Origin of the sequence: Nonomuraea sp. NPDC001831 (assembly GCF_042892035.1) — a bacterium.
Lineage (GTDB): Bacteria > Actinomycetota > Actinomycetes > Streptosporangiales > Streptosporangiaceae > Nonomuraea.
In genome coordinates this window covers 88,972-106,513 of the sequence record NZ_JBIATU010000008.1, presented here as the reverse complement: position 1 = coordinate 106,513, position 17,542 = coordinate 88,972, and the positions used below count along the sequence as shown (strand labels likewise).

The following is a 17,542-nucleotide window of genomic DNA, read 5'->3' as shown; positions in this document are numbered from 1 at the left end:
GGACCACTCCGCTCCTGGCCGGGCAGCTCGCGTGCTGTCCTTCGTGCGCCGTCATCGCGTGTTCGCCGTGGCCTTCGGCGTCGGCGCCGTGCTGCGGCTGATCACCATGCTCGGTTACGGCCCGGCGATGTGGTTCAACGACTCCTACGAGTACGTCAACGTGGCGCTGCACCCCAGGCCCCACCCGATCAGGCCCGACGGCTACAGCTTCTGGCTGATGCTGCTCAAGCCGTTCCACAGCTTCACGCTGGCCATCTTCACGCAACACCTGATGGGCCTGGCCGCGGCCGCGCTCATCTACGCCCTGCTGCGCTGCAAGTTCGCGCTGCCCAAGTGGGGGGCGACGCTGGCGGCGGCGCCGGTGCTGTTCGACGCCTACCAGATCCAGCTCGAGCAGATGGTCATGTCCGACACCCTGTTCACGCTGCTGGTCGTGGGCGTGGTGACGCTGGTGCTGTGGAAGCGGCGGCTGTCGTGGCGGGCCGGGATCGTGGTCGGGCTGCTGCTCGCGCTGACCTGGCTGACCCGGTCGATCGGCATGCCGATCCTCGGGCTCGTGGTGCTCTACCTGATCGTCCAGCGCACGGGGTGGCGGCCCATCGTGGCGGTCATCGCGGCGTGCGCGGTTCCCGTTCTCAGCTATATGGGGTGGTTTTCTACAAATTACGGCAAATTCGCGATGACCAACAGCGACGGGCTCATCCTCTACATGCGTACCGCGATCTTCGCCGACTGCAACGAGATGAAGATCGACAAGTACAAGGAGGTCCAGCTCCTCCTGCTGTGCATCAACGACCCGGTCAACCAGCGCAAAGACTACGCACAGTGGTATCTGTGGGGCCAGGGCAACGGCGACGGCACGGGCACCGGCGAGGTCCTCCACCGGTGGGGCATCAACAAGAAGTTCAGCGGCATCACCAACGACGCGGCCAGCGCGTTCGCCACGCGGGCGATCCTGTCCCAGCCGGGCGACTACCTGAAGGTGGTCGCGCGCGACTTCTTCCGCTCCTTCCACTGGGGACGGCCGCGCTTCCCGGACGAGTCGACGTACAACATGTACCAGTTCAGGCCCTATTACGAGGTGGACGACACCGGGCGGCCCAAGCGCCTGCCGAAGTGGTCCTCCTACGGGGGCGGCCACACCGACACCGACGCGTTCAGCTACGAGCAGGGCCCGCCCGAGACCAGGATCGTCCACCCGTGGGCGGACATCATGAGCGGCTACCAGAAGATCTTCTACCTGCGCGGCATCATGCTCGGCGGCATCATGCTGATCGGCCTGTACGGCATCGTCGTCCGCTGGCGCCGGTTCGGCGGCCCGGTGGCGCTGCCCTGGCTGGGGGCGTTCGGGCTGTTGCTGGCCCCGGCGGCGACGGCCGAGTTCGACTACCGCTACGTGCTGCCGGCCGTCCCGCTGGCCTGCATCGCGGCGGCCATCACGCTGCGCAAGGGCGTCACTTGGGGGCGGCGGTCACCCAAGAGCGCATCAGCATCCGAGCCCACCACTGTGTCTGCGTGAGCGTCTCGGCCGTGAGCACCGGCTGCAGCCACCAGAAGTTGATCAGCACGATCATCGCGAACGCGCCCACGAACGCCGCCCCGACGGCCCTGCGCGTGGGCGGCGCGTCGGCCCGGCCGAGCACGAGCCCGGCCATCAGCACGACCGCCAGCACCATGAACGGCACCACCGGCAGCATGTAGAACAGGTACATCGTGCGGTCGTCGGCCAGGGCGTAGTAGAACCAGGGCAGCCAGCCCATCGCGTACGCCAGCAGCACCGCCCCGGCCCGCCAGTCGCGTCTCCTGGCGTACAGGACGGCCGTGCCCGCCAGCGCGAGCAGCGCGCCGAACCACAGGGCGGGGGTGCCGGCCCCGTGGATCGCCTGCGCGCACGCCGAGGCCCCGCACGCCGACGGCGGCACGTCGGCGGGGTAGTAGAACGACACCGGCCGCACGAGCAGCGGCCAGGTCCAGGGGTCGGACATGTACTGGTGGTACTCGTGCACCCCGCTGTGGAAGGTGAAGACCTGCCACTGGTACTGGATCCATGAGCGCATGGAGTCGAACAGGAAGAAGAAGGGGCCGGAGGAGGTGGCCTGGTCCCAGTTGCGGCCGTAGCCGTTGGCGGAGGCGAACCAGCCGGTCCAGGTGGCCATGTAGGCCACGAAGGGGATGACGGTGAAGGAGAGCAGGGCGTGGGGGAGGTCTTTGTTCCAGGCTCCGGCGTAGGGGCGTTTGAGTCCGATGGCTCGGCGGGCGCCGAAGTCCCACATGAGGGACATGATGGCGAAGGCGACGGCGAAGGCGAGTCCGGACCATTTGACGGACATGGCGAAGGCGAGGCAGACGCCGGCGGCCAGGCGCCAGGGCCGGGCTCCGAGCCAGGGGCCGTGGGGTGAGACGGGTGAGTTCTCGTACCAGGCGACCAGCCGTTCACGGGCACGGTCGCGGTCGACCACCAGGCAGGCGAACGCCGCCAGCACCCAGAACATCAGGAACACGTCGAGCAGCGCCGTACGGGACAGCACCAGATGCAGGCCGTCGAGCGCCAGCAGCAGCCCCGCCAGGCACCCCAGCAGCGTCGAACGGGTCATCCGGCGCGCCACCCGCGCCAGCACGAGGATCGACAACGTGCCGATCAGCGCCGCCGCGAACCGCCAGCCGAACGGGTTCATCCCGAACAGCCACTCCCCCGAGGCGATCATCCACTTGCCCAGCGGCGGATGCGCGACGAACGAGGCGCAGTCGGACGACTGAGGGCACTGGCGGAAGATGTCCAGGTTCCCGGCGATGAGCCGCCGGTCGGCGATCGGGTTCTTGGCGTCGCCCAGCATCGCCCGCTCGACGCCGTACCTGAGCAGGGACCAGGCGTCCTTGGCGTAGTAGGTCTCGTCGAAGACGACGGCCTTCGGCTCACCGAGGCGGACGAACCGCAGCAGCCCGCCGAAGAGGGCGACCAGCAGCGGCCCCGCCCAGCCTAAGAGGGGCCGCCCCTGGAACGGCGGGACCAGCCGTCGTGCCGTCTCCCCCATGTCGATCACCCTATGCGTTTGTGCACCAGGTCATAAAGTTCGCGTCTCGGCACACCCGCGCCCTTGGCCACGTCGGCGATGGCGATCTTCCGCTGCTCGCCCTCGGCCACCCGGCGGTCGACCTCGGCGACCAGCTCGTCCATGTCGGGCTCGCCCGCCCCCGGCACGCGGCCCGCGACGACCACGGTGATCTCGCCCCTGACGCCGCCCGCGGCCCACTCGGCCAGCTCGCCGAGACCGCCGCGGCGCACCTCCTCGTACGTCTTGGTCAGCTCGCGGCAGACGGCGGCGGGCCGGTCGGGCCCGAACGCCTCGGCCATCGCGCCCAGCGACTCGGCCAGCCGGTGGGGGGCCTCGAAGAAGACCATCGTCCGCTCCTCGGCCGCCAGCGCGGACAGCCGCCGCGCCCGGTCGCCGGTCTTGCGCGGCGGGAAGCCCTCGAAGCAGAACCTGTCGCTGGCCAGCCCCGACACGGCGAGGGCCGTGGTGACGGCGCTCGGCCCCGGCAGCGCGGTCACCGTGATGCCCGCCTCGACCGCCAGGTGGGTCAGGCGGTAGCCGGGGTCGGACACCCCGGGCATGCCGGCGTCGGTGATGACCACGACCGTGCGGCCCTGTCTCAGCGCCTCGACGAGCTCCTGGGCGCGGCCCGCCTCGTTCTGGTCGTAGTAGGACACCACCCGGCCGCTGATCTCCACGCCCAGCTCGGTGGCGAGCCTGCGCAGCCGTCTGGTGTCCTCGGCGGCCACCACGTCGGCGCCGGCGAGCACCTCCCGCAGCCGCGGCGAGACGTCACCCGCCTGACCGATGGGGGCTCCGGCCAGCACCAACCTGCCTTCTCCAGTCACCCGACCATTGTGGCAGGGCATACCAATTAGACCGTGATTCTTGCAGTACCTAACGGCTTGGGGCCCGTACGATGTCCGAATGGCGGTGACCGATTCCCCGTACCAGGCCTACGACAACCCGGAGGTCGGCGAGAGCCAATCGCAGACGCGGTCCCTGCGTGACCGGGTGATCCCCCCCATGCGTGGCAGCGTCCTGTGGGGGTGGGTCGGCCCGCTGCTGGTCACGCTCTTCGGCGGCATCCTGCGCTTCGTCAACCTGGGCCACCCGCGGGCCGTGGTCTTCGACGAGACCTACTACATGAAGGACGCCTTCTCCCTGATCAACTGGGGTGTCGAGCGCGTCACGATCAAGGACGCGGACAAGGCGATCCTGGCCGGGAAGACCGGCATCTGGCAGTCGTGCACGCAGGAGACGCTCGACAAGTGCGCCTCGTACGTGGTGCACCCGCCGCTCGGCAAGTGGATGATCGGCGCCGGTGAGTGGCTGTTCGGGCTCAACCCGTTCGGCTGGCGGTTCGCCGCGGCGCTGATCGGCACGTTGTCGATCCTCGTGCTGGCGCGGGTGGCGCGCCGGATGACCCGTTCCACGCTGCTGGGCTGCTTCGCCGGCCTGCTGCTGGCCCTCGACGGCCTCCACTACGTGCTCTCGCGCACGGCGCTGCTCGACGTGTTCCTCATGTTCTGGGTGCTGGCGGCGTTCGCCTGCCTGGTGGTCGACCGCGACCGTGCCCGCGAACGGCTGGTCGCCTGGTACGAGAACTCACCCGTCTCACCCCACGGCCCCTGGCTCGGAGCCCGGCCCTGGCGCCTGGCCGCCGGCGTCTGCCTCGCCTTCGCCATGTCCGTCAAATGGTCCGGACTCGCCTTCGCCGTCGCCTTCGCCATCATGTCCCTCATGTGGGACTTCGGCGCCCGCCGAGCCATCGGACTCAAACGCCCCTACGCCGGAGCCTGGAACAAAGACCTCCCCCACGCCCTGCTCTCCTTCACCGTCATCCCCTTCGTGGCCTACATGGCCACCTGGACCGGCTGGTTCGCCTCCGCCAACGGCTACGGCCGCAACTGGGACCAGGCCACCTCCTCCGGCCCCTTCTTCTTCCTGTTCGACTCCATGCGCTCATGGATCCAGTACCAGTGGCAGGTCTTCTCCTTCCACAACGGGCTGGAGACGTCCCATCCGTACATGTCCGAGCCGTGGCAGTGGCCGCTGCTGCTGCGTCCGGTGGCCTTCTTCTACGAGGGCAAGCAGAACGTGTGCGGGGCCAAGGACTGCTCGGAGGCGGTGCTCGGCGTGGGCACGCCGGTGATCTGGTTCGGCGCGCTGGCCGCGCTGGTGGCCCTGATCGCCTGGTACGTCTCCTCGCGCGACTGGCGGGCGGGGGCGGTGCTGCTGGCGTACGCGATGGGCTGGCTGCCCTGGTTCTACTTCGCCATCTCCGAGAACCGCACGATGTTCCTGTTCTACGCGATCCCCATGGTGCCGTTCATGATCCTGGCGCTGACGTTGTGCGCCGGGTTGCTCATCGGGCCCGCCACGCCGACGGAGAGCGGGGCCATGCCGATGCGCCGTACGCTGGGGGCCGCGGTGGTCGGCGCGTACGCGCTGCTCGCACTGATCAACTTCTGGTGGTTGCACCCGATCCTGTCCGCCGAAGTGATCCCCTACACCGAGTGGAAGGCCCGGATGTTGTTCGACAAACGATGGATCTGACCCGCTCACTGTAGGTAAACATCGGTTTCGTAGGGTAGTCGCTGTGCAAGACCCAATACGCACCGCATTCGGTCATCGTCATAGCTGGGTGCGATACGGCAAACTTCGAGGCATGAGTGCACCGGATGTCACCGCCCTTCTCGCCGAGTTGGAGCGATCTCAGCCGGACCTGGCCGAGGAGGCCAGGACCGCCGTCGAATGGTTGACGGGTGGGGAACCGCTGGAGACGGTGACCCAGCTCGACGTCTGCGAGTTCCTCTGGTACACGCTTCCGATCAAGGTGGGCCCGCTCCGGCCCGGAGGCGACCACGAACGCCTGTCCCGCTCGCTCGGGCGGCTGCTGCAACTGGGCGGCATGGAACGTTACGCCGCCCTGTGCGTGTCCCCCACCACCGCGCAGATCCTGCGCACCTACGCCCAGGAGGGCGAGGACGCCGGCACCAGCGCCTACCAGAAGGCCCTCGAGGCCACGGGCGTGCTCCCGCCCGACGTGCCCGAGCTGCAGTGGAGCATGATCATGGGCCCGGAGGAGCTGGGCGCGCACGTGGCCTGCTCCGCGGCGCTCGAACTGGCGATCGTCGCCGGCGACGACCTCGACCGCACCGCGCTCACCCGCCGCTGGCTCACCGAGCCCCGCGCCGAGCTGGGCGGCGACAGCTGGCTCAACCGCGTGCACGGCGAACGGCTCAACCGCTGGGTGCTCGGCCGCGGCCCGGCCAGGCGGGAGCTGGCGCAGCCGTTCGAGGTGCGCCTGTACGCGCCGGTGACGCCGCAGCCCCTGCCCGCCCTGCGCAAGTTGTTGTCCCTGGCCGCCTCCGAGGGCAGCCTGCCGCTGCGGCTGGCCCCCTCGCCCGCGGCGCTGCGGCTGCGTGAGCTGGCCGAGCGCGAGCTCGGCGCGATCAGCCGCGACGGCGTCCGGCTGACCATCACCGACTACGGCCGGCACCTGCTGGGCTCGCCGGAGGCCATGTGGGAGGCGGTGACCCGGCTGCTGCTGGCCAGGGGCGAGCACGAGTTCGAGGTCTCGGCCCGCGAGGCCACGCTCATGCTGCTGGCCGACGGCGTCCTGATGTCCCCCGTCCAGCTGCGCGAACGGGTGGCCGAGGTGGTGGGGGGCGAGGGCTGGCACCCGGCCACGAGCCTCGACGACGTCACCGCGCCGGTCGCCGACCTGGTCTCCCAGCTCACCGCGCTGGGCCTGGCCTACAGCGACGACCTGGTCGTCCGGATGGACCGGCCCGGCCAGTACGCGGCCCTGGCCGCGCTGCGCGCCCACGCCCTGCGCCCGCGCAAGTACGTCAGCTCTGGCTGACGGCCTTCACGGCCTGCTTGAACTCGGGGCACTCGACCAGCGGGTCGTGCTCGCACACGGCCGCGTGGCGCAGGCTGTCGCGCAGCCGGGTGAGCTGCCGCACCCGCTGGTCGACCTCGCGTTCCTTGGCGGCCATGCGCTCGCGCAGCCGCGTGTCCGCCGGCCGGGCGCGCAGGAACTCGGCGATCTCCGACAGCGTGAACCCGGCGTCGCGGGCGCAGGTGATCAGCGCCAGCCGGTCGAGCGTCTCGGGCAGGTAGACGCGGCGCAGGCCGTTGCGGCCCTCGGCCTCGATGAGCCCCTTGCGCTCGTAGAAGCGCAGCGCGGACGCGGCCAGCCCGGTACGCCTGGCCACCTCGCCAATGTCGATCAACGTGTCCCGCATGCCCCGGCTCCTCGGCTTGAACCACCCTTCGAGCCGGATATTAGCGGAGACCCACTGAAGAATCGTTACGCAGCGTAGTTACGATGGACACATGGAGCTCTTTCCGGCCATGCCACTCGAAGAGTGGGCCGACACCAAGGAGACCTTCCACCGCTTCGCGCAGATCGTCGGGAAGATCCGGCTGACGGTGAGTAACCGGCGTAACCATTGGTGGCAGGTGCCGTTCCATCTGACCGGGCGTGGCCTGACGACGCGTCCCATGGGCGGGCTCGGCGAGCAGCCGCTGTTCTGCGTGGACTTCGACCTCGTCCGCCACCGCCTGGTGATCGACGTGCTGGACGGCCGCAGCGCGGAGTTCAGCATGATCGGGCTGTCGGTGGCCGCGTTCCAGTCCCGGCTCTTCCAGACGCTGGCCGACCTGGGCATCCGGCCGGAGATCTGGGCCGTGCCGTACGACCTGGACGACGAGACGCCGTTCGCCGAGGACACCCGCCACGCGCATTACGACCCGGTCCTGATCAACCGCTACTGGCGGATCCTGTCGCAGGTGGCGCAGCTGCTCGACCGGTTCGCCGCGGACTTCGGCGGCAAGGTCAGCCCGGTGCACCACTTCTGGCACACGTTCGACATCGCGGTCACCCTCTTCACCGGACGCCCGGCCGAGGTGCCGGAGGAGGCCGACCCGGTCACGCGCGAGGCGTACAGCCGGGAGGTGATCAGCGCGGGGTTCTGGTTCGGCGACAAGGAACGGCCCTGGCCGGCGTTCTACTCCTACACCGCGCCCGAGCCGGCGGGGCTGGAGCGCGAGCCGCTGCTGCCCGAGCAGGCCGAGTGGCTGCCCGCGCGCGGCAGCCATCTGGCCGTGCTGCGCTACGACGACGTGCGGGCCATGGGCGATCCGGTGGCAAGCGTGCTGGAGTTCCTGCAGAGCGCCTACCAGGCCGGGGCCAAGCTGACCCACCTGGACGTCGAGGAGCTGGCCTGCCCAGGCGGCATCACCGACCCGTACTACGTGAAGAACCGCCCGGCCTGAACGACGCGAAAGCCCGCCCTCCGGAGAGGGCGGGCTTCCACGTGTGCGTGTACCGGTGTGCAGGTCGCCTCTCGGCGAAAGGCACAACGCGGCTCCAGCCGAACGGTAGTCCGCGAAGGCAATAGGTGAGGCCCGGGGACACTGGACACACCGGCCACGGTCTATGTAACGGGCGGTCCCCCAGGAACATTCCCCGCGTTTCCCCAGAATCCGTTCAGGCCCGGACGGCGGCCGGCTGCCGGGCCGGCAGCCCGCTCTCGCGGACCAGCAGCAGGACGGCGAAGGCCAGCAGGCCCGCGACCCCGCCGGTCCAGGCGACGGTGGAGCCCACGGCCGCCGCACTGACCTGCGCGCCGATGAGCGACTGGGCACAGGCCAGGCCGAAGGAGCCGCCGAGCTGCTTGGACAACGCCGAACCGGCGGTGGCCGTGCCCATGTCGGCGGGCGGGACGCTGCCCTGCGTGGCGATGGTGAGCCCGCCCATGGCCGGGCCCGTGCCGAGCCCCACGAGCAACAACCAGACCCCCACCAGGTACGGCGAGGTGCGCGGCCCGAGCGTGGCGAAGGCCAGCGTGCCGGCGGTGAGCAGCGCGGCCCCGGTCAGCAGCACCGGCCTGGTGCGCCCGGAACGCAGCACGAGGACGGCCGTCAGCCGGTTCCCGGCGATCATGCCCACCAGCATCGGGAGCAGCAGCAGGCCGGACACCGTGGCCGAGTAGGCGCGTACGTGCTGGAGGTACAGCGGCAGCAGCACGCCCGCGGGCAGCCCCGCCACCTGGAAGAAGAACCCGCCCGCGAGCAGCGCCGCGTACGTGCGGCGGCGCATCAGCCGCGGCGGCAGCACCGGCGTGTCCGCCCGCCGCTCGACGGGGACGAGCGCGGCCAGCAGCGCCGCCCCGCCGAGCAGCGAGCCGAGCACGGCCGGGTCGCTCCAGCCGCGGCCGGTGTTGCCCTTCAGGCTCAGGCCGATCAGCACCAAAGACAGGCCCGCGGTGAGCAGCGCGATCCCGGCCGCGTCGAGCCTGCCCGAGGTGCGCGGCGGACGCCGGTCGGGCAGCAGCAGCGCGATCAGCGCGGCCGCGAGCACCCCGGCGGGCAGGTTGACCAGGAACGCCCAGCGCCAGCCCGCGTGGTCGGCGAGCAGGCCCCCGAGCAGCGGCCCGCCGACCATGCCGACGATCATCATGGTGGCCAGCAGGGTCTGCATGCGGATCAGGCCCTCGCTGCGGTGCGGCGGATGGAGGTCGCGGATCAGGGCCATGCCCAGCGTGAGCAGCGCGCCCGCGCCGACCCCCTGGACGGCCCTGCTGACGATCAGGACCTCCATCGAGCCGGCGAGCCCGCAGGCCAGGGAGCCGGCCAGGAAGATCGCGAGGCCGGAGAGGAGGAGACGGCGGCGGCCGTACAGGTCGGAGAAACGGCCGTAGATCGGGACGCTCACCGACGAGGTGAGCAGGTAGGCGGTGATCAGCCAGACGTACCAGGAGGTGGTGCCGCCGACCTGCGCGACGATGCGCGGGAGCGCGGTGCCGACGACGGTGCCGTCGAGCATGCCCAGGAAGGCGCAGCCGAGTAAGGCGTAGGTGACCGCCGTGCGGCGGCCGGGCGCGAGGTCCTCGTAGAGGTCGGTCAAGGGCGTTCGCCCGCCGCGAGCGCGCCGTTCAGGAACAGCTCCACCAGCTCTTCCGAGCTCAGCGGGGACGGGCCGCGGCCGGCCGCCATCACCAGGAACTGGAACGCCTCGGCCAGGCGCTCGGGGGCCAGCCTGAGCCGGTCGCGCTCGGGCTCGAACAGCCCGGCCAGGGCCTCGCGGGAGGCCGCCATCGACTCCTCCCGCCCGGACCCGGGCCGCTCGCCCCCCTCGGCGGCGCGGGGCTCGCCTCCTGAGGCGGGGCCGGCCTCGTCTCCGGGTGCCGGGCGGTCGCCTCCGGGGGCGGGGCGGCGCAGGCCGCCCGTGGTGGCCAGGGCGCCCGCTACCGCGCCCATCCTGGCCAGGTAGCCACGCAGCGCCTCGGCGGCCTCCACCAGCCGGTCGGCCAGCGGCAGGTCGAGGGAGATCGCGGACACGTGGGCGAGGGTGTCGTCGGGGCGCAGCGCCTCGGCCATGCAGGCGGCGAGCAGCGCCTCCTTGTCGCCGAAGGCGCGGAAGATCGTGCCCTCGCCGATGCCGGCCGCGCGGGCGACCTGGGCGGTGGTCACGGAGGTGCCGTACTCCACCACCAGGGGGAGGGCGGCCTTCACGATCATCTCGCGGCGTCGTTCCGGGCTCATCGCCGGCGCTCTCCGCCGGCTCGTCTCGTTGGTCATGCTTCAACGGTACGGAGTGAGTACTCACTCCGTCAAGGGCACGGACGTCGCCGTGGCACCATCGAAGGCGTGCCTTTCGCCATGACGACGGGCGGCGTCAAGCTGTCCTACCAGGTCCGCGGCAGCGGCCCCGCGCTCGTGCTGCTCCAGGGCCAGGCCAACGACCACCGCTGGTGGGACCCGGTCCGCGACGACTTCGACCGCGCCCACCGCACGATCACCTTCGACTACCGCGGCACCGGCGACAGCGACAAGCCCGACGAGCCCTACACCACCCGCGGGTTCGCCGAAGACGTGCTGGCCGTGCTCGACGAGCTGGGCGTCGCCCGCGCCGACGTCTACGGCACGTCGATGGGCGGCCGGGTGGCCCAGTGGCTGGCCGCCGACCACCCCGGCCGGGTGGGGGCGCTGGTGCTCGGCTGCACCTCCCCCGGCGGCGTCCACGGCTTCGAACGCGGCGCCGACGTGCGCAGGGCGCTCGCGCAACCCGACCGGGCCGCCGCCGGACGGGCGCTGCTGGAGCTGATGTACACGCCGGGCTGGCTGGCCACGCATCCGGGGCCGTACCGGACGGTGGGCGATCCGGGCATGCCCGCCCACGCGCGCCGCCGCCACCTGGCCGCCAGCGCCGGGCACGACGCCTGGGCCGTGCTGCCCGCCATCGCCGCGCCGACCCTGGTCGTGCACGGCACCGACGACGTGTTCAACCCGGCCGCCAACGCCCCGCTGCTGGCCGGGCGCATCCCGGGGGCGGAGCTGCGGCTCATCGAGGGGGCGCGGCACGCCTACTTCGAGGAGTTCCGCGAGGTGGCGAGCCCGCTGGTGCTGGAGTTCCTGGCGCGCTCGCGCGGGTGAGCCGGGCGGCCAGCCCCTGAAGGTGGGCGACGAGCTCGGGCGGCTCGTGCGCCTCGAACTCGCAGCCGAGCGTGATCAGCCGGAAGGCCAGCCAGTCCAGGGTGTCGGCGGAGGCGCGCAGCAGGCAGGTGTCCGCGTCCAGCGGGGTGAGCTCGCCGGGGATCGCGCGGGCCACGACCTCGGCGGGCGCGTGCAGGGTCACCACCGCCTCGTACGTGGGCGCGCCCGAGTAGAGCTTGGCGGCGACGTACGCGGCGGGGTCGGCCGGCTCGGTCGTGGTGACGCGGGCGCCGGTGGCCCGTACGTCGTCCATGCGGTCGACGCGGAACAGCCGCCGGTCGTCCCGGTCGTGGTCGTGGGCCAGCAGGTACCAGCGCCGCCCGGCGGCCACCAGCCGGTACGGGTCCACCAGCCGGGCGCTTCGCGCGCCGTCGGCCGCCAGGTACCGGAAGCGCACCCGTTCGCGGTTGGCGACGGCCATGGCCAGCGTCGTGAGCCGGCCCGGATCGACGTCGAACCCCTCGGCGCCGGGCAGCGGGACGGTCGCGGCGCCGAGCGAGGCCACCCGATGGCGCAGCCGGGACGGCAGCACCTGCTCCAGCTTGGCCAGCGCGCGCACCGACGCCTCCTCGATGCCCTGCACCGGATGCCGGGCCGCGGTCACCAGGCCCACGGCGATGGCGACGGCCTCCTCGTCGTCCAGCAGCAGCGGCGGCATGGCCGCGCCCGCGACCAGCCGGTAGCCGCCGTCCGCGCCCATGGTGGCCACGACCGGGTAACCCAGGTCGCGCAGCCGCTCGACGTCGCGCCGGACCGTGCGGCGGCTGACCCCGAGCCGCTCGGCCAGCTCGCCGCCCGGCCATTCGCGCGGGGTCTGGAGCAGTGACAGCAGGCTCAGCAACCGCAAGGACGTCATGGTCCAAGGATGCCGCCGATGTAGGACAGAAGTTGACCTACTGGCGTCCTAATGTCGTCTCGACGCACCGATCGAGGAGGCACATCATGACCGTCAACCCCATCCCCGAGGGCTACACCACCGTGACGCCGTGGATCATCTCGCGGGACACGGCCGGGCTGATCGACTGGCTCGAGGCCGCCTTCGACGCCGTCGAGCTGGGCCGGATGACGGGCCCGGACGGCGACGTCCAGCACGCCGAGGTGCGGATCGGGAACGCCGTGGTGATGATGTTCGACGCCCGGCCCGAATGGCCTGACACGCCCGGTTTCCTGCGCCTGTACGTGCCCGACGCGGAAGCCGTCCACCGCCGCGCGGTCGAGGCGGGCGGCACGTCCGTCACCGAGGTCACGCACCTGTTCTTCGGCGACCTGGTCGGCCGGGTGCGCGACCCCTGGGGCAACCTGTGGTGGATCCAGACCCACATCGAGGACGTCTCCGCCGAGGAGGCGGGCCGCCGCCTGAGCGACCCCGGGTTCGTCAAGGCGATGGAATACGTCCAGGGCGCGGAGTTCTTCCCCGGGCGGTGAGCGCGGCGATCGCCGGCAGCGGGAAGAGCAGCAGGTAGAGGTTGGGGATCCACCAGGCGGGCGAGAAGTCGCCGCGCAGCGTCCAGAACGCGATCGCCATCAGCCCCGAGGCCGCCGTCAGCACCAGCGAGACCAGCATCAGCGGCTCGCCCGCGGGCGAACGCCGGCGCAGCAGCCACAGGCTGGTCAGTCCGGTGGCGCTGGCCGGCAGGTCGATCCAGAGGAACGACCAGTTCCAGTCGGCCATCAGCGGATCGGCGTAGTCGGCGAAGGCCCACTCGGGCGGGATCAGGCCGAGCCCGGTGATCGTGAAGTAGGCCACGAAGCCGAGATCCGTCAGCACCATCAACGCCTTAGTCGCGCGCAGCACGGTCGATGGCCTCCATCAGGTAGCGGCGGGTGGGTTCGTGCAGGCCGGGGCCGGGTTCGCCGAGGCCGAGCAGGCGGGCGGCCCACCAGCCGTCCACCGCCAGCCGGACGGCGGTCGCGGCGGCCGGGTCGATGCCGTCGTCGGCCAGCCGGGCCTGCCAGGCGGCGAACCGCTCGCGCAGCGGCTCCAGCCCGGCCGGATCGACCAGCACGCCCGCCAGAAGCGCGACGGTGACCCGGTCGGCCGGGACGGAGGCGGTGTGGCGTTCGGGGATCGTGGCCCGGACGTAGGCCCGCAGGAAGTCGCCCGGACGCCCGCCCGCCGCCGCCAGCGCCTGGTCGAAGGCGTCGGTCAGCCGCGCGACCATGGCGGCGACGAGGGCCTGCTTGGTCGGGAAGTGGTAGAACAGGCCGCCCTTGGAGACGCCCGCCCGCCGGGCGACCGCCTCCAGCGTGAGCGACTCCGCGCCTTCCGTCAGCAGCACGTCGGCGGCGGCGTCGAGCAGCCGGTCCTTGGAACTGGGTCGTGGCATGGCCATTACTGTACCGGCTGACCGGTACAGTTTCGAGCCGTTCCCGTCTGCGCATAACCTCATCCGACCTTGCGCACCCGGCCCGATCGGAGCGAGCCCATGGATCACGTCGCGCACTTCCACCGCGAGGTACAGGCGTTCGAGGCGGCCGCGCGGCAGGCGACCGCGTCGGGCGGCGCGCCCCTCGTGCCGTCCTGCCCCGGCTGGTCGGTCGCCGACCTGGTCATCCACCTGGGCGCGGTGCACCGGCACGTGCACGCGGTCATCGACGAGCGCCTTCCCGGGTTGCCCGACCCCGCCGACGTCGCCGTCCTGGGCCTGCCGGCGGACTTCGGCGACTGGCCCCATCCGGACCGCGCGCCCAACACCGGGCCGGTGCCCCCGGCCGTGCTCGACTGGTTCGCCGAGGGCGCCGCGCGGCTCGGCGCGCGGTTCTCCACCGCCTCCCCCGACGACCCCGCCTGGACGTGGTCCGCCGAGCAGACCGTCGGGTTCTGGCAGCGGATGCAGGCCATCGAGGCCGCCGTCCACCGCTGGGACGCCGAGAACGCGCTCGGCACGGCCGCCCCGATCGACGCCGCGTTCGCCGCCGACGCCGTCACCCAGGTCTTCGAGGTGATGGCCCCGGCCCGCCGGTCCTGGACGCAGGCTCCGCCCGGCGCGGGCGAGCGCTACCTGTTCCGCCAGAGCGACGGGCCCGGAAGGTGGGCGGTGCGCTTCGACGGCGACGACGTCCGGCTCACCGGCGACTCCGAGGGCGCGGTCGAGCTCACCGGAACGGCCTCCGACCTGCTGCTGCACCTGTGGCACCGGCTGCCCGCCGACCGGCTCGACGTACGCGGCGACCGGACCCTGCTGGACCGCTGGTTCACGCTCGTCCCGCCGGTGTGAGCCTGCCTCGGCCTCACGCCTCCCCGCCGAGGCGCTCGACCACCACCCCGCCCGGATGCAGCGGCAGGCGACGCCCGGACATGCGGTGCAACGGCAGCCGCACGAGCACGGGGTCGGTCAGCTCCGGCCAGGGCGCGCCGGTCAGCCGCTCCAGCCGCCCGGCCTCCTCCCGATCCCGGACGACCTCCGCGACGCCGGTCACCAGCACGCTCCACCCGGTGCGCATGGCCGGCTCCATGTCGTCGATCTCGAACGCCATCGGCACCCGGTGCTCGATCGCCTCCAGGATGCGGCCGGGCGGGATCCGGAACACGACGGTGTCGGCGTCGAGCGTGAAGTTCACCGGCAGCACGATGATCGTGCCGCCCGGCCGCGCCCACGCCACCCGGCCCACGGGGACCGTGGACAGCAGCGTCAGGCACTCCTCGCGACTCATCGCCCGGATGGCCCCCAGATCCATGCCGTCCATCCTCTCACCTGGGCGGACGCTCCCCTTCTGCAGGCTCGCGGGCGGTGGCGAGCATGGAGTCGAGCGCGTTCCGCGAGGCCGCCAGGCGGCTGATCTCGCCGCTGATGCGGGCGCGCTCGCGGTTGAGGTTGTCCATCATCTCGGGGCAGGAGGAGGGCACCATGTCGGCGCCGTCGTCGTGCACGCAGTGCAGCACCCTGGTGATGACCGACGTGGGCAGGCCGGCTTCGAGCAGCGCGCGGATGTGGCGCACCTCCGCGACGTCGGTCTCGGCGTACTCGCGGTAGCCGTTCGGCAGGCGCAGCGGTTTGAGCAGGCCCTGGTCCTCGTAGTAGCGCAGCAGCCTGCGGCTCACTCCGGTCTGCCGGGCGAGATCGCCGATTCGCATGGAACCTCCGGGTTGACCCTCACATGGATGTGACCCTTTATCGTCCCCATTGTCGCCAATACAGATGGGAGATGAAGGTGTCCGGAGCAGTGATCATCGCAGCGGGGCCGGGGATCGGGCAGGCGGTGGCGCGCCGGTTCGCCGCCGAGGGGCTGCCGGTCGGCCTTATCGCGCGCACCGCGCGGACGGTGGAGTCGGCGGCGGCGTCCCTGTCCTCCTACGGCGTGCCGGTCGCCACGGCGGTCGCCGACAGCACCGACGAGGACGCGTTGCGCGCCGCGCTCGACAAGACGGCCGCCGAGCTGGGGCCGCCCGACGTCGTGGTCTACAACGCCGCGATCGTCCAGGCCGACCGGCCCGGGGAGCTGCCCGCGAAGGCCCAGCTCGACGCGTACGCGGTCAACGTCGTCGGGGCGCTCACCGCCGCGGCCCACGTGGCGCCGGGGATGGCCGGGCGCGGCGGCGGCACGTTCATCGTCACCGGCGGCATGCCGCATCCCAAGCCGGGCTACGTGAGCCTGTCACTGGGCAAGGCCGGCGTACGGACCCTGGTGACCCTGCTCGACCAGGAGTACGGCGCGGACGGCGTGCACGTGGCCAGCGTCACGGTGGCCGGCGTGGTCGCCCCCGGCACCGCCTTCGACCCCGACGACATCGCCGAGCACTACTGGCGCCTGCACACCCAGCCCCGCGACCAGTGGGAACACCAGGCCCAGCACCTCGGCACCTGACCCCTCACCAGGCGGCGACCGGCGACTCGCCCTCGCCCGATCGTTTGCCCGCGTCGATCCGGACCGACGTGGTGGACCCGTCGGCGAGGTCGACCCGGTGCGCCCGCCATCCGTCCGTGTACAGCAGCTGCCTGCCGGTCCCGTCGATGCTGAAACGAAGGCCCAGCGAGGCTCCCCGCGGCAGGGTCAGCCGGGCCACCACCTGGGGCCGGCCGCCCGCGACCGGCACCCGCTCGACGTCGTGACCGGCGGAGTAGAGCAGGGCGCCCCCGTCGGGGGTGAAGGCCACCGACTGGGGGATCCGCACCGCCTTGTCCGGCCTGTCCGGCCTGACCGGCCGCGACGCGGCGATCAGATCGGAGCCCTTGTTCCCCAGGTCGAGCACCTTGACGCCGCTGGGGAGCATCGCCATGGCCAGCCGCCGCCCGTCGGGCGCCCAGGCCAGGCCCATGACGGCGGTGCTCTCCCGGGTGACCCAGTCCCGCCGCCGCCCGGTGGCCAGGTCGAGGACCGCCACCTTGGTCCCGCCGCCGACGAGCGTGACGGTGTAGGCGAGCCTGGTGGCGTCCTGGCTGAGTGCCATCGCGGTCACCTGGTCGGGCTCGGGTTCGAGGTCGGGCACGAGCTCCGGCTCGCCGGGCCGTCCCTGCTCGTCGAGACGGATGCGGAAGAGCCGGAGCGGCGTGTCCAGCCCCGTCCATCCGGCCAGCACGAACGTGCGGTTGTCGGGGGCGGCGGCGACGAGGTGCCAGGACGAGCGCACCCCGGGCGGCAGCGGCACGGCCGCCACGAAGGCGCCCGTCACGGCGTCGTTCACGGCGGGCGGCACCGGCGTGGCGTGCGCCGTCTTGGACGAGTCCGTGAAGGAGAAGATCGGCGTCCGGGCGGTGACGAAGAAGCGCGGCGGCCCGGTCGCCGTCAGGGGCCTGCCCGTCGCCATGGGCTCGGCCAGCGAGGTCGCCGGCACCAGCGGCGGCGGCCGGAAGGCCGACGGCGAAGGAGTCCCGCCCGGCATCGTCGGCGCGTCCGTGGCGACGCGGGGCATGGCCGGCGCCAGGCTGGACGACGGCGGCGCGGACGGGTCGTTCATCAGGGAGACCCGCTGGGTCGCCGGGTCGGCGCAGGCGCCGGTCAGCGTGAGCACGATCAGGCCCGCTAAGGCCACCTCCGTACGGGATCGCATGCCTCGATCG

The 17,542-nt window shown here is 72.1% G+C and carries 19 protein-coding genes; 8 read left to right on the top strand and 11 right to left on the bottom strand.

Features of this window, described 5'->3' with window-relative positions:
- The first annotated feature begins 31 nt into the window (after window positions 1–31).
- Entirely contained in the window at window positions 32–1,519 is a 1,488-nt protein-coding gene (locus ACFYYW_RS25800) for a hypothetical protein (RefSeq protein ID WP_352330687.1), read from the top strand.
- Here the strand turns inward: ACFYYW_RS25800 and ACFYYW_RS25795 are convergent.
- Both ACFYYW_RS25795 and rsmI read right to left on the bottom strand, forming a co-directional pair.
- Window positions 1,455–3,032: a dolichyl-phosphate-mannose--protein mannosyltransferase gene (locus tag ACFYYW_RS25795; protein ID WP_387652232.1), complete on the bottom strand. Its 1,578-nt coding sequence runs from the start codon at window positions 3,030–3,032 to the stop codon at window positions 1,455–1,457. The genes ACFYYW_RS25800 and ACFYYW_RS25795 overlap by 65 nt on opposite strands.
- Window positions 3,033–3,037: 5 nt before the next feature.
- The gene (gene rsmI, locus ACFYYW_RS25790; RefSeq protein WP_387652230.1) at window positions 3,038–3,880 is read right to left on the bottom strand and encodes a 16S rRNA (cytidine(1402)-2'-O)-methyltransferase; all 843 of its coding nucleotides are present in this window, start codon (window positions 3,878–3,880) and stop codon (window positions 3,038–3,040) included.
- Between the two features lie 79 nt (window positions 3,881–3,959).
- Here rsmI and ACFYYW_RS25785 point away from each other — a divergent pair, with 79 nt between their 5' ends.
- Together ACFYYW_RS25785 and ACFYYW_RS25780 are read left to right on the top strand one after the other, a co-directional pair.
- A complete protein-coding gene (locus ACFYYW_RS25785) occupies window positions 3,960–5,591 on the top strand; it encodes a dolichyl-phosphate-mannose--protein mannosyltransferase (protein WP_387652228.1) in 1,632 nt (543 codons plus the stop codon).
- Window positions 5,592–5,703: 112 nt separating this feature from the next.
- Complete coding sequence (locus ACFYYW_RS25780; protein ID WP_352326259.1) at window positions 5,704–6,903, top strand: hypothetical protein; 1,200 nt, start codon at window positions 5,704–5,706, stop codon at window positions 6,901–6,903.
- Here the strand turns inward: ACFYYW_RS25780 and ACFYYW_RS25775 are convergent.
- The gene (locus ACFYYW_RS25775) at window positions 6,890–7,288 is read right to left on the bottom strand and encodes a MerR family transcriptional regulator (RefSeq protein WP_352326258.1); all 399 of its coding nucleotides are present in this window, start codon (window positions 7,286–7,288) and stop codon (window positions 6,890–6,892) included. The genes ACFYYW_RS25780 and ACFYYW_RS25775 overlap by 14 nt on opposite strands.
- Window positions 7,289–7,379: 91 nt before the next feature.
- Between ACFYYW_RS25775 and ACFYYW_RS25770 the strand changes: the two genes are divergently transcribed.
- Window positions 7,380–8,321: a DUF5996 family protein gene (locus ACFYYW_RS25770; RefSeq protein ID WP_387652225.1), complete on the top strand. Its 942-nt coding sequence runs from the start codon at window positions 7,380–7,382 to the stop codon at window positions 8,319–8,321.
- Between the two features lie 214 nt (window positions 8,322–8,535).
- Here ACFYYW_RS25770 and ACFYYW_RS25765 read toward each other — a convergent pair whose 3' ends face one another.
- Both ACFYYW_RS25765 and ACFYYW_RS25760 read right to left on the bottom strand, forming a co-directional pair.
- Window positions 8,536–9,954, bottom strand: coding sequence for an MFS transporter (locus tag ACFYYW_RS25765; protein WP_387652223.1), 1,419 nt, complete (start codon window positions 9,952–9,954; stop codon window positions 8,536–8,538).
- The gene (locus ACFYYW_RS25760; protein WP_387652221.1) at window positions 9,951–10,628 is read right to left on the bottom strand and encodes a TetR/AcrR family transcriptional regulator; all 678 of its coding nucleotides are present in this window, start codon (window positions 10,626–10,628) and stop codon (window positions 9,951–9,953) included. The genes ACFYYW_RS25765 and ACFYYW_RS25760 overlap by 4 nt, the downstream gene beginning before the upstream one ends.
- Before the next feature lie 69 nt (window positions 10,629–10,697).
- Here ACFYYW_RS25760 and ACFYYW_RS25755 point away from each other — a divergent pair, with 69 nt between their 5' ends.
- Entirely contained in the window at window positions 10,698–11,483 is a 786-nt protein-coding gene (locus ACFYYW_RS25755) for an alpha/beta fold hydrolase (RefSeq protein ID WP_387652219.1), read from the top strand.
- On the opposite strand, the gene ACFYYW_RS25750 is transcribed toward ACFYYW_RS25755, so the two are convergent.
- Window positions 11,392–12,399 carry a helix-turn-helix transcriptional regulator gene (locus ACFYYW_RS25750; RefSeq protein WP_387652217.1) on the bottom strand — a complete coding sequence of 336 codons (1,008 nt, stop codon included), beginning with the start codon at window positions 12,397–12,399 and terminating at the stop codon, window positions 11,392–11,394. The genes ACFYYW_RS25755 and ACFYYW_RS25750 overlap by 92 nt on opposite strands.
- Window positions 12,400–12,485: 86 nt before the next feature.
- Here ACFYYW_RS25750 and ACFYYW_RS25745 point away from each other — a divergent pair, with 86 nt between their 5' ends.
- Entirely contained in the window at window positions 12,486–12,968 is a 483-nt protein-coding gene (locus ACFYYW_RS25745) for a VOC family protein (protein ID WP_387652215.1), read from the top strand.
- Here the strand turns inward: ACFYYW_RS25745 and ACFYYW_RS25740 are convergent.
- Window positions 12,919–13,338 (bottom strand): DUF5360 family protein, encoded by a 420-nt coding sequence (locus ACFYYW_RS25740; protein WP_387652213.1) that lies wholly within the window; start codon window positions 13,336–13,338, stop codon window positions 12,919–12,921. The two genes, ACFYYW_RS25745 and ACFYYW_RS25740, sit on opposite strands and share 50 nt — an antisense overlap.
- Entirely contained in the window at window positions 13,322–13,870 is a 549-nt protein-coding gene (locus ACFYYW_RS25735; protein WP_352326247.1) for a TetR/AcrR family transcriptional regulator, read from the bottom strand. The genes ACFYYW_RS25740 and ACFYYW_RS25735 overlap by 17 nt, the downstream gene beginning before the upstream one ends.
- Before the next feature lie 99 nt (window positions 13,871–13,969).
- Here ACFYYW_RS25735 and ACFYYW_RS25730 point away from each other — a divergent pair, with 99 nt between their 5' ends.
- On the top strand, window positions 13,970–14,761 hold the full coding sequence (locus ACFYYW_RS25730) for a maleylpyruvate isomerase family mycothiol-dependent enzyme (RefSeq protein ID WP_387652210.1): 792 nt from the start codon (window positions 13,970–13,972) through the stop codon (window positions 14,759–14,761).
- A gap of 13 nt (window positions 14,762–14,774) precedes the next feature.
- On the opposite strand, the gene ACFYYW_RS25725 is transcribed toward ACFYYW_RS25730, so the two are convergent.
- Window positions 14,775–15,230 (bottom strand): pyridoxamine 5'-phosphate oxidase family protein, encoded by a 456-nt coding sequence (locus tag ACFYYW_RS25725; protein ID WP_352326245.1) that lies wholly within the window; start codon window positions 15,228–15,230, stop codon window positions 14,775–14,777.
- A gap of 4 nt (window positions 15,231–15,234) precedes the next feature.
- Window positions 15,235–15,618, bottom strand: a complete 384-nt coding sequence (locus tag ACFYYW_RS25720) for a MerR family transcriptional regulator (RefSeq protein WP_387652208.1) — start codon at window positions 15,616–15,618, stop codon at window positions 15,235–15,237.
- Between the two features lie 89 nt (window positions 15,619–15,707).
- Between ACFYYW_RS25720 and ACFYYW_RS25715 the strand changes: the two genes are divergently transcribed.
- Entirely contained in the window at window positions 15,708–16,349 is a 642-nt protein-coding gene (locus ACFYYW_RS25715) for an SDR family NAD(P)-dependent oxidoreductase (protein WP_387652206.1), read from the top strand.
- 4 nt (window positions 16,350–16,353) lie between these two features.
- Here ACFYYW_RS25715 and ACFYYW_RS25710 read toward each other — a convergent pair whose 3' ends face one another.
- Window positions 16,354–17,532, bottom strand: a complete 1,179-nt coding sequence (locus tag ACFYYW_RS25710; protein WP_387652204.1) for a hypothetical protein — start codon at window positions 17,530–17,532, stop codon at window positions 16,354–16,356.
- Between the last annotated feature and the right edge of the window lie 10 nt (window positions 17,533–17,542).

What these genes read in the sequence shown, in the direction of transcription:
- ACFYYW_RS25735 (WP_352326247.1), bottom strand. Translation starts at nt 13,870, where the DNA reads ATGCCACGACCCAGTTCCAAGGACCGGCTGCTCGACGCCGCCGCCGAC.
- ACFYYW_RS25730 (WP_387652210.1), top strand. Translation starts at nt 13,970, where the DNA reads ATGGATCACGTCGCGCACTTCCACCGCGAGGTACAGGCGTTCGAGGCG.
- ACFYYW_RS25775 (WP_352326258.1), bottom strand. Translation starts at nt 7,288, where the DNA reads ATGCGGGACACGTTGATCGACATTGGCGAGGTGGCCAGGCGTACCGGG.
- ACFYYW_RS25725 (WP_352326245.1), bottom strand. Translation starts at nt 15,230, where the DNA reads ATGGACGGCATGGATCTGGGGGCCATCCGGGCGATGAGTCGCGAGGAG.
- ACFYYW_RS25745 (WP_387652215.1), top strand. Translation starts at nt 12,486, where the DNA reads ATGACCGTCAACCCCATCCCCGAGGGCTACACCACCGTGACGCCGTGG.
- ACFYYW_RS25760 (WP_387652221.1), bottom strand. Translation starts at nt 10,628, where the DNA reads ATGACCAACGAGACGAGCCGGCGGAGAGCGCCGGCGATGAGCCCGGAA.
- ACFYYW_RS25785 (WP_387652228.1), top strand. Translation starts at nt 3,960, where the DNA reads ATGGCGGTGACCGATTCCCCGTACCAGGCCTACGACAACCCGGAGGTC.
- ACFYYW_RS25770 (WP_387652225.1), top strand. Translation starts at nt 7,380, where the DNA reads ATGGAGCTCTTTCCGGCCATGCCACTCGAAGAGTGGGCCGACACCAAG.
- ACFYYW_RS25710 (WP_387652204.1), bottom strand. Translation starts at nt 17,532, where the DNA reads ATGCGATCCCGTACGGAGGTGGCCTTAGCGGGCCTGATCGTGCTCACG.
- ACFYYW_RS25780 (WP_352326259.1), top strand. Translation starts at nt 5,704, where the DNA reads ATGAGTGCACCGGATGTCACCGCCCTTCTCGCCGAGTTGGAGCGATCT.
- ACFYYW_RS25750 (WP_387652217.1), bottom strand. Translation starts at nt 12,399, where the DNA reads ATGACGTCCTTGCGGTTGCTGAGCCTGCTGTCACTGCTCCAGACCCCG.
- ACFYYW_RS25720 (WP_387652208.1), bottom strand. Translation starts at nt 15,618, where the DNA reads ATGCGAATCGGCGATCTCGCCCGGCAGACCGGAGTGAGCCGCAGGCTG.
- ACFYYW_RS25795 (WP_387652232.1), bottom strand. Translation starts at nt 3,032, where the DNA reads ATGGGGGAGACGGCACGACGGCTGGTCCCGCCGTTCCAGGGGCGGCCC.